The 14,902-nt window shown below is 62.2% G+C and carries 18 protein-coding genes and 1 tRNA gene; 3 read left to right on the top strand and 16 right to left on the bottom strand.

The features are described 5' to 3' along the window. Positions 1 to 38: 38 nt before the first annotated feature. The 6 genes from SynRS9909_RS01610 to SynRS9909_RS01590 form a co-directional block, all read right to left on the bottom strand. Positions 39 to 1,097 (bottom strand): restriction endonuclease, encoded by a 1,059-nt coding sequence (locus tag SynRS9909_RS01610; protein ID WP_007100814.1) that lies wholly within the window; start codon positions 1,095 to 1,097, stop codon positions 39 to 41. Beyond that, a complete protein-coding gene (locus SynRS9909_RS13860; RefSeq protein WP_007100815.1) occupies positions 1,094 to 1,216 on the bottom strand; it encodes a hypothetical protein in 123 nt (40 codons plus the stop codon). Before SynRS9909_RS13860 ends, SynRS9909_RS01610 begins: the two co-directional genes overlap by 4 nt. 61 nt (positions 1,217 to 1,277) lie before the next feature. Next, complete coding sequence (gene dinD, locus SynRS9909_RS01605; RefSeq protein WP_038001684.1) at positions 1,278 to 2,126, bottom strand: DNA damage-inducible protein D; 849 nt, start codon at positions 2,124 to 2,126, stop codon at positions 1,278 to 1,280. Between the two features lie 63 nt (positions 2,127 to 2,189). Then, entirely contained in the window at positions 2,190 to 2,480 is a 291-nt protein-coding gene (locus tag SynRS9909_RS01600; RefSeq protein ID WP_007100817.1) for a DUF1651 domain-containing protein, read from the bottom strand. Between the two features lie 10 nt (positions 2,481 to 2,490). After that, entirely contained in the window at positions 2,491 to 2,775 is a 285-nt protein-coding gene (locus tag SynRS9909_RS01595) for a hypothetical protein (protein WP_007100818.1), read from the bottom strand. Between the two features lie 67 nt (positions 2,776 to 2,842). Next, entirely contained in the window at positions 2,843 to 3,103 is a 261-nt protein-coding gene (locus SynRS9909_RS01590; protein WP_007100819.1) for a hypothetical protein, read from the bottom strand. A 25-nt stretch (positions 3,104 to 3,128) separates the two neighbouring features. Here SynRS9909_RS01590 and SynRS9909_RS01585 point away from each other — a divergent pair, with 25 nt between their 5' ends. Next, a complete protein-coding gene (locus SynRS9909_RS01585; RefSeq protein WP_186593780.1) occupies positions 3,129 to 3,533 on the top strand; it encodes a hypothetical protein in 405 nt (134 codons plus the stop codon). 322 nt (positions 3,534 to 3,855) lie between these two features. Here SynRS9909_RS01585 and SynRS9909_RS01580 read toward each other — a convergent pair whose 3' ends face one another. The 4 genes from SynRS9909_RS01580 to SynRS9909_RS13855 all read right to left on the bottom strand — a co-directional run bounded on the left by SynRS9909_RS01580 (position 3,856) and on the right by SynRS9909_RS13855 (position 7,223). After that, the gene (locus SynRS9909_RS01580; RefSeq protein ID WP_186593779.1) at positions 3,856 to 4,614 is read right to left on the bottom strand and encodes a hypothetical protein; all 759 of its coding nucleotides are present in this window, start codon (positions 4,612 to 4,614) and stop codon (positions 3,856 to 3,858) included. Positions 4,615 to 5,183: 569 nt separating this feature from the next. Beyond that, a complete protein-coding gene (locus SynRS9909_RS01575) occupies positions 5,184 to 6,083 on the bottom strand; it encodes an RAD52 family DNA repair protein (protein WP_007100825.1) in 900 nt (299 codons plus the stop codon). Between the two features lie 86 nt (positions 6,084 to 6,169). Beyond that, a complete protein-coding gene (locus SynRS9909_RS01570) occupies positions 6,170 to 6,799 on the bottom strand; it encodes a siphovirus Gp157 family protein (protein WP_007100826.1) in 630 nt (209 codons plus the stop codon). 61 nt (positions 6,800 to 6,860) lie between these two features. Continuing rightward, on the bottom strand, positions 6,861 to 7,223 hold the full coding sequence (locus SynRS9909_RS13855) for an SLOG family protein (RefSeq protein WP_370587898.1): 363 nt from the start codon (positions 7,221 to 7,223) through the stop codon (positions 6,861 to 6,863). Here SynRS9909_RS13855 and SynRS9909_RS13850 point away from each other — a divergent pair. Then, positions 7,137 to 7,385 (top strand): hypothetical protein, encoded by a 249-nt coding sequence (locus tag SynRS9909_RS13850; RefSeq protein ID WP_255479191.1) that lies wholly within the window; start codon positions 7,137 to 7,139, stop codon positions 7,383 to 7,385. The genes SynRS9909_RS13855 and SynRS9909_RS13850 overlap by 87 nt on opposite strands. Before the next feature lie 492 nt (positions 7,386 to 7,877). Here the strand turns inward: SynRS9909_RS13850 and SynRS9909_RS01560 are convergent, their stop codons facing one another. The 3 genes from SynRS9909_RS01560 to SynRS9909_RS01550 form a co-directional block, all read right to left on the bottom strand. Then, a complete protein-coding gene (locus SynRS9909_RS01560; protein WP_186593778.1) occupies positions 7,878 to 8,732 on the bottom strand; it encodes a nucleotidyl transferase AbiEii/AbiGii toxin family protein in 855 nt (284 codons plus the stop codon). After that, positions 8,729 to 9,337, bottom strand: a complete 609-nt coding sequence (locus SynRS9909_RS01555; RefSeq protein WP_007100831.1) for a type IV toxin-antitoxin system AbiEi family antitoxin domain-containing protein — start codon at positions 9,335 to 9,337, stop codon at positions 8,729 to 8,731. The genes SynRS9909_RS01560 and SynRS9909_RS01555 overlap by 4 nt, the downstream gene beginning before the upstream one ends. A gap of 307 nt (positions 9,338 to 9,644) precedes the next feature. Further along, positions 9,645 to 12,440, bottom strand: coding sequence for a DUF3987 domain-containing protein (locus SynRS9909_RS01550; RefSeq protein WP_007100832.1), 2,796 nt, complete (start codon positions 12,438 to 12,440; stop codon positions 9,645 to 9,647). A 290-nt stretch (positions 12,441 to 12,730) separates the two neighbouring features. Between SynRS9909_RS01550 and SynRS9909_RS01545 the strand changes: the two genes are divergently transcribed. Then, positions 12,731 to 13,030, top strand: a complete 300-nt coding sequence (locus SynRS9909_RS01545; protein ID WP_007100833.1) for a hypothetical protein — start codon at positions 12,731 to 12,733, stop codon at positions 13,028 to 13,030. On the opposite strand, the gene SynRS9909_RS01540 is transcribed toward SynRS9909_RS01545, so the two are convergent. The 3 genes from SynRS9909_RS01540 to SynRS9909_RS01530 all read right to left on the bottom strand — a co-directional run bounded on the left by SynRS9909_RS01540 (position 13,010) and on the right by SynRS9909_RS01530 (position 14,866). After that, complete coding sequence (locus SynRS9909_RS01540) at positions 13,010 to 14,113, bottom strand: hypothetical protein (RefSeq protein ID WP_007100834.1); 1,104 nt, start codon at positions 14,111 to 14,113, stop codon at positions 13,010 to 13,012. The genes SynRS9909_RS01545 and SynRS9909_RS01540 overlap by 21 nt on opposite strands. Before the next feature lie 132 nt (positions 14,114 to 14,245). Next, positions 14,246 to 14,318: transfer RNA gene (locus SynRS9909_RS01535), tRNA-Ile, on the bottom strand. 14 nt (positions 14,319 to 14,332) lie between these two features. Next, complete coding sequence (locus tag SynRS9909_RS01530) at positions 14,333 to 14,866, bottom strand: hypothetical protein (RefSeq protein ID WP_007100835.1); 534 nt, start codon at positions 14,864 to 14,866, stop codon at positions 14,333 to 14,335. Positions 14,867 to 14,902: the final 36 nt, after the last annotated feature.

Below are 14,902 nucleotides of genomic sequence, written 5' to 3'. Positions count from 1 at the left end.
ATGCATTGTTGCTGGATGACGATTTCGGCCAGACCAGCTCAATCCAGCCCCTGATTGGCCACCATCCAGACCCTCTTCAGTGGCAACGCCAGGCGAAGGTCTTCAGGGAGCTTGTCGTAATGAGCAAAGAGCTTCTCGAGCAGCTCCTTGCGACTCCACAGCCGAACGCGGAAAAAGTCCCGTGCCAGCTCCTTCTGGACATTCGGCTTGAAGCCACCCCAGCTCACGAACAGGCAGGTCTCCGCCCCGAACTTCTGTCCGGCGCCGATCAGCTTGTCGACCGTCGGGCGATCCACTGGATCGGAGCCTGACTTGACCTCGATGCAGATCTGCGGCTTCTCGAAACCCAGTTCCCCACCCCCGGCAAGGATGTCGGCACCGCCATCGGCACCTGCCGGGCTGCGATAGGTGGCGTAGCCCTCCGCCTGGAGAATCGCTTCCACCAACGTTGCCAGTTCGTGCCCCTTGAAGCGCGCCTCGATCAAACGCTCAATCTGATCACCGGCCAGCTCTTCGAGATTGACGTCACCGGTTTCTGGAACCCCTGCACGATCAGAACCTTCCTGAAGTGTCTGCGGCATGCGGGGAGCAGAGGCTGCAACACCCTCGGCCTGCCAGTTGGTTGCGGCCATCGCCTTGACCCTGGCCTCAGCGTCATTACGTTGCACCCGGCAGATCGTCATGAACGCCCCGAAGGAATAGAGGAGGTCCTGGGGGAAGACGCTGCGGGGGATCAGGCCGCTGAACCAATTGATCGATCGCCAGTGGTAGTAAGGATTCGGTCCTGCCGCCTCAAAGTGATAGTCCCCAGTCAGCTCCCCGAAGTAGAGACCGGATTGCAGCTTCGAGGGCATCACCACCCAGTCGCCGCTTTGCATCCCATGGGCAAACGGCCAGATCTGGGATGACCAATTCATCAGCGCCTTGGCCTTCTCGTCTGGGAAGCGCACCTCTAATTCGCGGATCAAACCCTCGCGATCAGGTAAAGCTCCAAGATCAGCGTCCAGGCCGTCCCAGGCCACATAGACCCTGCCTTCATCAAGGAACTTCTGTTCGTGTTCGCCGCGGGATCCGGCGCGGATCAGCCAGAGGGTCATGGCTTCCTACCTCCGGCACCATGCAACCGCACCGCCTCCTGGTACTCCGCCTCGATCCCCAGCCCTGAGTCCTGATCGGGCGTCAGCAGCTTCATGCCCACGTGGATCAGGGAGGTCATCGGCAGGTCGTGCCAAACGCCCGGCAGGCTCTGGAGCCAACAGACTGCATCGCAAAAACCCTTATTGATCACCAGGCAAGGATTCGGCTGTCTTGACGATGCTTTTGTCTTCCGAAGCAATACGACGCTCTACCTTCCTGATATCTTCTTCTGCTGGCAAGGCTTCAGGCCGAATACCCCTCTGAAGCAGAGTCTCGCGCACCGCACTGTTATTGGTAACATGCTCTGAAGAGATCTCCGGCTCTGTCTTTAGATCGTTAGCCTTTGAATTAAATATCGTTATTTCAGCCGCAAAGTCTTTGGCCTTGAGGATAATTGTAGGCGCAAAGTCCGCTAAAGGTCGCCCTTCGGGGACTTTCCACTGGGATTTCATGGCTTTGGTGTTCTTCCCGAAAAGGGCCTGATCACCTTTGCTCCTGATAAGGGCAAACCCCTTCTCGTCGCCTGTCTGTTCAAATATAATTTGAGAAAGCTCTTTCTCGGTCGAGCTAAGCTTTTGGCGAGCCGTCAACCGCTCAGATTCTAAGAGCCGCTTTTCGATCAACTCGGCCCGACGGGTTTGAGCTGCAAAGTAGCTTTGGGCAAATGCGATCTGCGGCTTGCTGCTATCTCCGTTTTGCGCAATGAGATAACAGGCAAGTCGGGTCAGCATGAGATCGTCAATCTGCCGCTCGCTGCCAGACCCAAGTTTGACCATTTTGGTGACTTCAACAAAATGGTCTTTTACCGCCTTGCCAGATATTTCGCATGCTGTCCTTGCCTTTGACATTACACCGCAGAAGCTTCGCCATTCGCCATAGCCAAGAAGGTGCTGCAGATCTCGTGCTAGCCAATACTCCACACCATCCTCGTGACACTGCGCATGGAGCTCGAATTCGCTCATGAGGCTCTCGATACGATCTTTTTCCAAGTCACTTATCAATGGACAATGATTCACTGTAGAGCCAACTTGCTTATTGCAAGGCAGTGCTAGCTAGCTCGTGCCTTGGCATCTCTTCTGCAGCTGCCACTGCGGCCCACTGGTCCACCAGCCTTGCTGGCGCTTTTGCCTCCACAGCTTGATGGCCTGCTCACGGGTGATCTCCTTACTGCTCTTCAGCAGCGGTGGCTCCCCGGCAGGCATCTCCTCCCCGAGTGTCACCTCAAGGGCCTGGCTCCAGCGGTCGTAGCGGAGCGGCTTGAAGTGGAGCACCTGCCGGCCATCGCTGATCCAGCCCTCCTGAGGCGAGAGCGGCGGACGACCGGGCCGGTCGACGACGTCCATTGAGCGCTGCTCAGGACACCTCCGGCGCCCAGCCGTTCTGGCGGACCATGTCGTCAGTCCAGCCCTGGCAGCGGCTCAACAGGTGCTCGCCATGGGCGATCAGACCCTGGTGCAGCTGGCAGGTCAGCACCGGGATGCAGTTGACGCCGGCGTGATGCCTGAACCAGTGGCAGGTCATGCAGACCTTGCGGCTGCGGGTTTTCACCAGGGTGCCCTCATCGAGGTAGGGCCACTCTTCGGGTGGGGTTTTGAGTCGGGCGACCAGGGCCGCTGGCCGGGGCAGAGGGACACCCATGAACCGCTTCAGATGCGTACACCTGTACTAGCACGGTTGTTTTGGTGCTGCCCAGGCTTCCCGGTGCTCAGTAGTCCTCGGGGAACAGCGCGGTGGTGATCGGGCCGCCGCCTTCGCTGCGCAGGTCTTCCGTGATCACCCAAATGGTTCCGTGCTCGGGGATGTCGTAGCTGGAGAACAGGCGCCCTTCTGCGTAGCTGTGATCGGAGTCATTGGCCGCCTTGTCCTCGGCATCGAGGTCGCCCCAGTCGCGGGCGGCATGGCGATCCAGCAGACCGACGATCAGGTCATGGGACAGGCCAGCGGCAACCGCGGCAACCCCGCCCAAATCTTTGGGGAGCTGCTCACCCTCCTTGAGGCCGTCAAGCGCACCCCTCTTTGAGGCGATGGAGCTCTGCTACCACGATGTCGATGGCGTAAACCGCCCCGTGCACGTGCCTGAAAACCTGTTTGTGATCGGCACCATGAACACCGCCGACCGCTCCCTGGCCATGGTGGATCTGACCCTGCGCCGCCGCTTCGCCTTCATCGACCTCGAGCCCAGCCGAAGCGAGCCCTGGGGCACCTGGGTGGTGAACCAGAAGCAGATGGAGGAAAGCGCCGCCCGGGAGATCGGGCAGCGCCTGAAGCAGCTCAACGCCATCATCAGCGCCGACAGCCGCATCGGTCAGGCCTTCTGCATTGGTCACAGCTACGCCACCCCCCCCACCAGAGCCTGGCGGGCCGCTCCAGCCGAAACTGGTTCACCGACGTGGTAGCCAGCGAACTCAAGCCCATGCTTCAGGAGTACTGGTTTAATGCACTCGAGCAGTCGGCCCGGGACGCAGAGCGGTTGCTGGAGGGGTGGTGAAGGCTTCCCCGGGTGCTGTCCACCAGGTTGTTGGTTCTATGCACACTGCAGATGCTCTGCATCCCAACGGCGACTCAGTGTTTCTCACCTTCGCCGATACATCCCCGCCATGGATGTATCGGCATTCCTTGACGCCCCATAAAGGGAGGAGGGCATGCAGGGCCTGCCCAGAGCATCTTCAACAGCCATCCAACGACACCTGGCTCATCAATGCTTTGATATTGGCGATCTCACGCTGAATGCTGTTCCTCCAGACAGCGCTTGAGGCATGCCAACGCCTGCCCGGAATAGCCCAGACTGAGATGAGCTTGCTCCAGCAATAAACGCCGCCGGTGAATGCCGAGGCCCTCACCAAACTGTCGAATGACTTGAAGAACAGGCTTCTTCTTCTGCCAGTCGAGGAGATCTTCGAAAGTTCCCTGCTGGGCGTGATGTGAGGCAAGAGCCCAATCAGCCATCTCAAGCAGCTCTCCGGTTGTGAACCAGTCAGGCTTGAAGTCTTGGCAGGTGGCGATGTACTCAAAGAGGTTGAACTCGCCCACAGGGTAACTCTCCACCCAGCCCTCAGCGTCCTGCTCCAAGCGTGAAGCAAGCAGCTGGCGCCGGCGTGAAACCAAGGCGGATCGGAAGACACGCAAGGTATCCAGGGTGTGCTGGCCGGGGTTGGTGGCAACACCGTCTGCAATCAGGGCCTTCCGGCCCAACGGGGACTCCAACGCCCAGCTCACCATGGTTAGGAGATGTCTCAACACCTCGTCGTCAGGATTGAACGCAGCAGAGGAGAGATGCTCCGCAAGATCAAACTCTCCCAAAGGCCAGTCTCGTTCCCACGGCTGAGGGCCTCGACCTGAGGCAGCCTCGGCAATGGCGCGTTCGCGTTCCAGCGTGTGTTCCTGAAGAGCTTGCTCAAGAAGGGTGGAGATGTCGTTCATTGAAGGAATGCGCAGGATGTACATGGACGTCGACACGAGGTGAACCTTGAGAGCCACTTCAACGATTCAGCTCAAGTCGCGCAGCAGAGCGCAGGCGAGAGCGGATATTCCTGACACTCGAAGTTGAAATACGCGACCCATAAGGAAGGATCGTTGTGCCACCACTAACAGGATGACGTAGCTTCCAATGCTTCGAGCCTCGGGAAATCACCCACCCAAGGCACTCAGCCTCTCTCAGGAGCGAACGCATAGCTAAACCGCATCAACTTCCACACAATGAACCGACATAGCCGGATAGTGCAATAGCCCGAAAATCGATAAACAGGAAATTCATTTAATGACAAGAACGATTCATTTATTAGGCCTAAAGATTACATGCAGAAATCTCGTAAACGCATGTAGCGCAGGGGTTCTCAGGCATCCAAGCCAAACCACTCAAGAGGCAATCCGCAACAGAGAGCCCGCTGTGTGGCAGACAATGAACTGACTCGAGCGCCATGTTCAAAATCTTTTTGCTCAGGAAATGAATTCTCTTGCTCGCTTCACAAATCCACCTTCCATCCGCCAGAAACTTTTCGCCGATCTACATCCATTGACCACTTCCCAGCTTGGTCAGCAGCTACCGATCAGTCACAAGCTCCTTGGATGCGACTTTCTTGAGTCGAGAAGCTGGCACGGCGCTGCACCAGAAACGCCTCGATCCAGTCGTGATGCCTGCGTTCGCAGATCCGATCAGCGATCGTCGTGACTTCCGGCGGCACCTGGAACCGCTTGCGGAAGGCCTTGGTGAAGCCCTCCAGAGCTGGCCGGGGGAGGGCCCGGATCGTGTCGCAGAGCTGGTGGATGGTGGCTGAATCGAGGGGCGCCAGGCCTGGATCCTCTGGAGCTGCTGACCTGTCTGATCTGGGTGGCTCAGTTTTCGATGTCGCCTCCGCCTCGGGCTCCTGACCAGGCTGATGCCTGGAGGCCGGTGCAGCCACCACCCGCAGCGACGAGGGCCTGACGCTGCTGGCCGGCCTGGAACGGGGCTGTTCCCTCGACTCCGACGCTCCTGTTACTTCCCGCTGGCGCTTGTCATAGAGCGCCAAGCCGAACGGGTTCCCGAAGGTCATCAGGGCGCGTTTCATGGCGTCGGTCTCAGCTTCTTTGAGGGCCGATTCATGGGCCTGACCCAGATCCACATCAATGCCGTGGCCGGCGCCACAGCCCTCGCGGATCAAGGCGGGCTGACCGGCGCTGCTGACGCTGATGCGCACCCGGGCGATGTACGTCACACCCCAGCCGGGTTTCTGGTCCCGGCTCGTGCCCCTGGCACCGATGGTGCGTTCGCTCTGGTTGACGCACCGGAGAGCAACGGTTTCCCGCTGCCAGCCGTCAAAACCAAAGATGCGGTTGGCCTCGGCGATCACCTGCCACCCCTCCAGGTAACTCACCTGGCTGCGGCCCTGCTCCCGCTGACGCACCTTGGCGCGATCCAGAGGGGCAGAGAGGGCTGTGATCTGCTCGGCGGAGAAGGTGCACGTCATAACAGTGCTCAGGAGTGAGGAGGGATGGGGTTTGGAGAAGAGGGCCTGCCGATGGCGCAGGCCGATTTCGAAGGGGGCTCTGCCCCTCAGTGGATGCGCCAGGAGCGGCGGAAGAGCAGCTGGGCGCCGGTGATCTGCCGGCCGGCCTTGAGGGCTTCTTTGATGGCGTTCTTGTCCGGCTTGCTGCTGGTGGTGACGGCGAGCCACTCGGGATCGAGGGCTTCCTCGTCGTCGATCACAACGGCCTGGGACTTGCGGCTGCTGAGCTCGTGATTGGGGAAGGAGAAGCGGGTGGCCGCCGGCTGCAGTTGGGTGAGGACAAACAGCAGCGACTCCTCCAGCGCATCGGCACGGCTGGCGTCACCAGTGGCCAGGGCCGCAAGGCGCTTGGCCTGCTGCTGCCGGTAAGCGGCCTGGCCGCGCAGGTGCTCGATCACCCAGCAGGTGGCATCGGCCTTGGCGGCAAGGGCTTTCTTGTTGCCCTCTTCTGCCAGCAGGGCGGCCTCCAGCTCAGCGAGGGCTGAGGCCCGCTGTTCGGGGTCATCAGCTTCCAGCTGCTGGGCCAGTTGGCCGATGGCAGCGGTGAGCTCCTGGGCCTCGATGCCCAGCTGCCAGAGGGAACCGGACCGCTGCAGCGAACAGGCAGGGCCTCCTGCCGAGGGGCCTGGCGCTGGGGCATCGGCTGGAGCTGCGGGATTGGGAATCAGAACGGTCATGACGATTCGATGAAGAGAAGGAGAAAAAAGGAACAGGCAGCGCCAGCAGGCGCAGAAGGCTTCAAGGGATGGGGCAGGCGCATGGCGGCTGGACCTCAGCCACGGAGATCGGCACCGGCGAGCGGGACGCCATGCGCCGCGCCTGCTGCACGAGTGAGGCGGTGCCGGCACCACCGGGGAAGGCCACCACCAGCACCGAGGCGATCGAGCCGGGGGAGGTGTGGAGCACGGCCTGGGCGATGGCCTGTTCGAGCAGCTCGCGATTGCGGATCGGCCCAGCGGCACGCCCATGCCGCTGCCACTCGGCTTGCATCACACAAGAGGGCCAGCCCAGCTGATGAGCGGCCCGAGCAATGGCGGCATCGGCGCCGCGGGCGCCGCCGTGAAGGAGCAGATGAACCAACCGGCCACCGCTGCGGGCCAGCAGCTCAGCGGCAACCCGCTGATGAGACCAGGCCAGATCACGACCGCCACCGGCGGCGATCACAAGCGAACGAGCGGGGCCCGAGCCTGGCTGAGACAAATGACAAAAAACCATGAAATCAGCTGCCTTGAAGGACAACTGACCGGGGCATCATGCCGCTGATGAGAGTGCGACAGCGATGGCGAGATCAGGGGATGACAATGCCGCAGGCGATGGGCTCGTGGCCTTTGGCGCAGCCCTTATTCTACCAGTAGAGATGCACTCTTTGACCCTCCAGACTGGTTGCAGGGCAATGGATCCAAGCGCATCAAAGCCATCCGCTAGCAGACCCAAACATTCACAACAAGATCCATCAGATTCAGCTTTGAATCATCACTCGGCCGCGCAGCCGCGCGAGGCAGCCCCTGCAATCAGGCCCCTCTCTGATTCACTCCTCTCGCTACAGAGCATTGGCGGCACCGCAGCCGCGGGAGAGCAGCTCTGCCTGCCACCCCAACACCGGCCCCGGAGCGGAGGGCGGCGGCGGACGTCTGACGTCAGCCACGGCGTAGCCGTGGCAAGTTCAGGACGGCCGACGACGACCGCAGCGGATCGTCAGCGCAGCCGGAACCCAGCGGCAAGCAGATGCCGATGACGGGTGCTGCCTCTACGGCGTTACAGCTCTCCTGCTTGGAACAACACAGGCACCAGGCCCTCCCGGATCTGCGACACCACCGCAGGCAGTGGTATTTCGGCAAGCTCGTTGCGCTGCAGGAAGGCCCGCCACTGGGCCTGCTTATCCGGATCCTCGCCAAACTCACTGCTCAGCCCCAGGGGAACCTGCTGCGGCAACGGTGTGGAGCGCACGGCAAAGGTGCGCCGCACGGCTTCCGCCAGCACCTGCGCATCGAGCTCCTCTCGCACCAGCAGAACCTGCAGGTCGAAGTAGTCCTTCAGGCGGCTGTTGACCATGCCGAGGCTGACGATCGCCTGCAGCTTCTCGGCGATCACCGTGTACACGGGATAGGCCCCCAGACGCGGAGGGGGCAGGTCTTCCAGCAGCACCGGGTAGTCGATCTGCTCAGCCTCAGGCGTCACCGGATCTCCGAAGCCGATGTCGACCTGCAGGGGAATGCGGGCCTGCTCCAGGGTGGCCAGCAACGTGACCCTGGCACCGGCGTAGTTGGCCTCATTGCGGATCTCTGCTGCCGTGACGGTCTCGGAGAAGGCCAGGCCGTCATCCACCCGCTGCTGGGCGATCTCCCGGAAGACCCGCTCCAGCACGAACAGCTCTCCCGGCCCGAAGCCCAGCAGGTCCATGTCCCGCGTGGGCCGGTGCGGCATGTCGTACCAAAGGGCGAAGAGCATTGCCCCCTTGAGCAGGAACCGGTCGCAGTACTCCGAGATCCCGATCCGATACAGCAGCCGCTCCCTGCCGAAACGGTTCAGCACCGCATCGAAGGTCTCCTGCTCCTGCCGGGACCGGTTCAGCAACCGCTGGCGGATGGAGGCGGCCCTGTTGGCCTTCACAGCAGTGCTTCCAGGTACGGAGTCATCACCCGCTGCATGCGCTGCGCCTGCGCCTGACGCCAGAGCTCATCGACGTTCAGCCGCCTCTGGCTGATCGCATCCTTCAGGGCCTCGAGCACCGGCTCCATGCCGAGCCTGCGGCGATGGCGGAAGCAGTCGACCAGGGTCTTCTCCACCCCGTAGATCTTCAGCCGGATCGGACCGGAGCGCCGTGATTCCACCTGCAGGCGATGCAGCTCCGGCTGCACATGGATCACCTCCAGTGGGGGGAACTGCAGGGTGGGGCGATGGACGCCCCGCGGCAGGCTGATCCAGACCCGGCGGGGCTGCTGCGTCCCCAGACCGTGCAGCCTCAGGGCCGTGAGCAGGCAGAACACCGCCTGGGGCACCCGCTTAGCGACGATCTCCAGGTCAACGTGCTCGCGAACGGCCGCGGCCGGCAGGCCGTAAAGCCCCCGCTCCAGCCGCTCCAGCAGGCCGCTGTCGCACAGCCGCGCCAGGGTCGAACGATCAACGCCAGCCGCCGCGGCCTCCCTGGCGCGTAGGAGGCCGCGGCTGCGGGCCAGCTTGAGGGCCGTTTCTTTCCTGTCCAGGACGGGGAGCATGAACCAATCATGCGACAAAACCTGCACATTGAGGCTCAGTCATGCCCTTTTCGTCGCAAAGCAGTGGGGGGACGGCCCAGGGGACGCACCACGCTCCTCCACCAGAACGCTCTGCCTGACTGGGCTCTCTCCATGGGGGGACAGGAGGGAGCAGGAGTCGTGTTTTTTCGATCACGCCCACAGAAAGGGGAGCAGCAGCCAAGAAAGAGCAACAACAGGTTTCCCTCTCCCCCCTTCCTTCTCTCCCCTTGTGGCCACTGGACTCGTCAGGGGGACACATCCGCCTCCCCCATGGTGTCCCTCTCCCTCACATGGGCAGGTCTGCTGTGGCCCGGTACAGCAGGCCCCCACGGGGCCCCTTGCAGACTTTGCCGACACCCAGTTGATCCAGGGCCCGCATCGCCTGATCAGCCAGAGCGGCGTTAATGCCTCTCTTTTCGCGGCCGCTCATCTGCTGACGCAGCTGCGTCCAACTCGCCGCCCCCTTGGCATTGCGGGCCAGGGTGTGGATGCGCCGCATCAGCGACGAAACGCCTCCTTCCTCCTCAACCGCCGCAGCCTGCTCATGGAAGCCAAGGGCCCAGTCATCCATGGCATCGACCAACTCGATGGCCCGCTGCAGCGTGGCCACCGGAACCTCCACCGCACCAGGCTCGTTGAGCACCGCCAGCTCCAGCAGGTGCAGCAACACCGCGACCCGCAACACCTTGCCCGCTGACTTGCCATAGAGCGCACCCTGCGCATCCAGTCGGGCCTGCTGGGCCTGGATCTGCTTGTCGTGCTCGTAGGCACTGAAGGCCACGATCGCATCAAGATCGAGCTGATAGCGCTGCGGCGGCATCGTGTAGATCCGGCGGGCATAGGCCTGCAGATCCTCATTGGCCCTGTTCACGGCCGCCACGCCCTCCGCACTGACCGCGGTGGGCAGGGGCACCGTGTTCTCCGGCAAGGGAGAAAAAAGGAATCGCGCCCATTTGCCTGAGGGGTCGCCGCCCTTGATCAGCTCCCGCAGCACGCCGGGCTGAATGGCTCCGTAGATGCTCACCTGACAGCGTTCATAACTGCGATCGCCGGCTGACACCCGCAGCGAGGTGTAGGCCTGCCCGTCAAACAGCTCCAGCAGCTGCTGTTCATCGGACCCGCGGCCGGATCGGTAGGCATTCATCGCACCGAACAGGCCCGACAACTCATCGCGCAGCACCAGCACACTCAGGCCTCGTTTATCGAGCTCCTGCAGCTGCTGAACGAAGGCCTCCCCGGTGTAGTCCTGAATCTGCAGGTAGATCGCTACCGGCTTGGGTGGTCGCTCGTCCTTGTTCTTGCAGCTTTTGCATTGCTCACGCCAGCTTTCCATCGCACGGGTATTGGCGGCTGCCATTTCCTGTTTGAGTTCCTGCGCCGGTCGGCGCACCAGCAGCTTCTCTAGGGGCGTTTTCTTCTGACCGGAGCGCCCCACTGTGGCCACGTAGAGGTTGGCCGGGGTGACGAAATCGGTGTAGGGGTTACCGCAGATGCTCGTGCCCAGCTTTACCAGGCCGCTCACGCCAGCCAGGTAGGCCGTCGCCACCACGTGATCGCAGTACGGCAGGTGTTCTGTGATCCTCCGGATCGCCTCCGCCAACGGTGGTGGGAACAGGCGATCCAGGGTGATGGGTGCGCGGGCCTGCTGCCGAGCCAGATTCTCTTCCAGGGCGCTGGCTTCCTGCCGCAGGACATCCCGCTGCTCATCCTCCAGTCGAACAGCGGCCAGCAGCTGGCGTAGTTCCTGGGGATGGAGCTGGGATTCATCCACCAGCTTCCCGAGCAGCAGCTCCAGTTCGGTGGGCGAGCGATGGGCGGCAACTGCATCCCGCAACCGATCGCGACACTCCTCGCGGCTCAGCGGCGGCGGCTTCTTGGGATCAGAGACATCACCATCCCGTGCGCTGCTGTTCGTGCTGTAGCCATCGCCGCGGCCGCCCCAATGGTGAGAGCGATTACCGGCCAGCCAGGCGTAATGACGCTGCGCCCGGTTGGGATCCCGATGGCGACAATCCGCCCGAATGATCGACGCCAGAACCCGCTCCGCCTTGTCGCCGATGTCGAGGGCGGCGATCGCCTGCGCCAGCAGCTGATCGGGATCACCCTCAAACCTCCACCCTTGCTCCAGCAGTAGGTTGTGCCAGCTCCAGAGCTCCTTCACGAAGCCGGTGAGCTGGAGGCTCCGATCAGCCGCGGCCGATCCATCACCGCCATAGGGCCGTCCTCCCCGCAGCACCTCCTGCGCCTTGCTACCGATCAGGTCGGCCAACTGCGGAATGGTGCTCTCACCCGTCGCTGCTTGCCGCGCACTGGCCGGCGGCGATGGCAACGATTGCTGCGGCGCGGCAGGCTCGGGCGCTGCTTTGACCTTCGGGTAGATGCCGATTGAGGCCAGATCAGGCACCTCCACGAAGCAATAGGCCGCCTCGGGGTTGATCAGCTCATAGGGGCCTTTGCCATTGCGAGTCGGAGCGCAGACCGATACCCGCGTGCCAGCAAGCACTTCGCCGCGATGCGGATCGTCATCGCCCTGCTTGGTCGTGAATTGGCAGTACAGGCCACCTCCTGGTCGCTGCCAGCTGGCCATCCGATCCGTGACCCGGACATAAATGTGCAGCCCGCCGCTGGGGGTGCGCTCCATGCGCGTGCCGGTGAGCACTGGAAACCTGTCCAGCAGCGCCATCCAGTCAGCTTCTAGATGCTGGACACTGTCGTAGTTCTTGGTATCGAAGTCGATCGAAACCACGTCCTTCGATGGGATGATCGCCAGCCCCAGTTCCTTCCCTAGGCGCTCAGCGATCGCGATCCGCTCCAGCAGCACCTTCGGTTGAACGAGGCGCGCATGGCTGATCAACTGGGGCTTTCCATCGGCACGCCAGAACGATGGGTTCTTGCCCGTGATCGCAGGCTGCAAGGCCCCGTTCTTGAGAACAGGCTCCCACTCGCCGGTGGCCTGGTTCTTGCGGCTCTTCGGGTATAGCTCCGTTGGCAGCTCCACCGGGATCACCGTCTGCAGACTGAGCCCCAGCTGGGCCAGATGACCAGCCGCTTCCCTGATCGCGCCGTAATCGCAAGGGGTCATGGGCGATCCCCCTGGCAGTAGGCAGCCCGGATTGCACCTTTCTGTTGTGGAACAGTGCAGCAGAAAGAAGCCGTGACAGTCGCCGGAGATGCCATAATTGATCTACAGAAACACCAAGGCCGCGGCGACTTCGCTGCGGCTTTTTCATTTGAGCCTGTAATCGACTGAATGAGACATCCGTAAACCGTGCAAACCGTGCGCAATCCCCAGACCCGCACGGTTTGCACGGTTTAGATACGCCCTTTCGTGTGTTTTAGAGATTCAAATGGTCTTGTGCGAATCCAATTGCCATGACCACATCGCCTATAGCCACAGAAGACATCAAGCAGCAGCTGAATCTCATATCTGCCCAACTCAATGTGATTCAGGCACGTCTTGAACTCAAGCCAACGCTCAGCAGCAGTCCCTGGCTGCCCTTATCTGAAGCCGCCAAAGCACTGCATTTCCCGAGCAGTCGCGCCTTGCGCACCGCGATTGATCGTGGCCGGATTCCCCCTCAATTTGTGAGTGCGACCGTTGGCGATACCGGGAAGCGCCGCACTCTTTATGTCGATGTCGAAGGCTTTGCCTCACATCTGCGCAACAAGTGACGCCATGGAGGCGCTATCGAACCAGCGTTGGTACAGGGAGGTGTGAACCATCAGCGAGTGCCCCAGGCTTTTGGCGGCAAGCGATGGGCTGATTTGCGGGTTATGGATCGCTCGTACGGCCCAGGCATGGCGCAGGTCGTAGGGCAGAAAGGGAGCTTGGTGACGCCGCAGAGCCACCCCAAGCTGAGAGCCAACCGTACGGTGATCCCGTTCGAGATTGATCGCAGGCAAACGCTTGGCCTCCAGGTCCCAGCGTTCAATCCACGCTTTCGGTAGCGGCATTCCCTGCCGGGCGCCTGTTTTGCCGCCACGGATGACTACGAGGCCGTTGCCTTCGACGGTGGCCATCAGCAGCGCCTCATGGGGCCTGGCCCCGTAGGTAGCGCAGATTCCAGCGACCCATTGCCACCCCGATGGCAGGGCATCAATGACTTCGACGATCGCCTCATCGCTTGGCAGGTCCCGAGGCGCCGCATCTTTCAGAGGGCTATAGCCCTTGCCTAGCGCCCGGAGCTCCTGAACGGCTTCCCCACCCATGTCCAGCGCCTGGGCCACAGCCGTGGCCGCCAAGGCTGCTTTGCGACGACTGCAGCTCCCGACCGGCTTGCCCTCCACCACCGCACGCAGGGTGTCCATCGTGACGGCGCGTTGGCCCAGTAGAGGGCGCAATGGAGCTGCGTAGGTGGTCGACCAGGTGACATCGGCACTGGGGCCACGCTTGCGTTGTTGTCTCCACCAGGTCTCGGTGCGGCTGACGGCTTCCTGGCCGCTGACTGCATCAGAGGATTCTCCCGGCGGTTTGCTGGGCTGCAGCCATCGCTCGATTGGGAACACCTCCAAGCCCCGGCGATGCAGCTCAAGATCCCGACCGAGCTCCTCAGCCAGTTGGCGTGCCTGATCGACTCCGGCGGGATAGGGGCAGGCAGTACTGATTCGCTTCTGCTTCCAGCTGCCATCCGGCATCGGCAATGACGCCCGCAGCCTGAGGCGGCCGCCGGAGGGGGACACCTCCAGGCTGACGGCAGACCCGAGGTCCCGCAGAGCCCGGTTGATGCGTGCCAGATAGGGGTCCCTGGTGGCCATGCAGGCGTGCCTAAAAGCGTGCCTACTCTGCCCCGAAATGCGCCCTTTTGTGCCTAATCGGTGCCTAAACGGAGCGGAGTGCGAGGGAGGGAGAATCCTTGAAAAGCCTTGTCCTGGAAAGGGTTTTGGTGATGGGGGTCGCGAGGATCGAACTCGCCTTAGGCGAATTATGAGTTCGCTGCATTCACCAGATTGCTAGACCCCCGGCTCGCCACAGGATTACCACAGGCCGCGCACCGGCTGGGCCGAAGCCTCCACCGGGATCAGCACCTCCAGGCTTTCGGCTGGCTGCGCCTGCTCCGCCGCGAGGCTGCCGCTGAAACCACTGGAGATGTCGACCGTGCGCCAGGGAATCGGTGCGCTCTGCTGCTCCAGCAACACCTGGTAGGTGTTCTGCAGCGCCGATCCATCCCAAATGATCGTCTGGTCGGGGAAACCCAGGCCCATGAGGCGATTGCCTTCTGGTCCGGCCATGGCAATGCCGAGCAGATCGGTGACCTGATGGATCAGGTCGACACCGCGGGCATAAGGCGCGGTCCAGGTGTAGAAGCGGTTCACCACCAGAGCGTCAGTGGTCTGCACCGGGGCACAGCGACTCACCTCCACCGGGGCCGGCGGCTCAGCGGCAGCCACCTGCGCCAGGCCTGACGGCGCCTCCAGCGTGGTGGTGCAGACCACTGTGTTGGCCCGGGCCGCCGTTGCCAGCACAACGCCCAGGGGAAGCAGGGCCAGGGACGTGAAGAACCGCGCCACGGATCACAGATGGCTAGGCGCAAACTAGGCACAGAA

Origin of the sequence: Synechococcus sp. RS9909 (genome assembly GCF_014279595.1) — a bacterium.
Taxonomy (GTDB): Bacteria; Cyanobacteriota; Cyanobacteriia; order PCC-6307; family Cyanobiaceae; genus Synechococcus_C.
The sequence above is the reverse complement of the archived record's forward strand: the minus strand, read 5'-3'. Positions and strand labels throughout refer to the sequence as shown.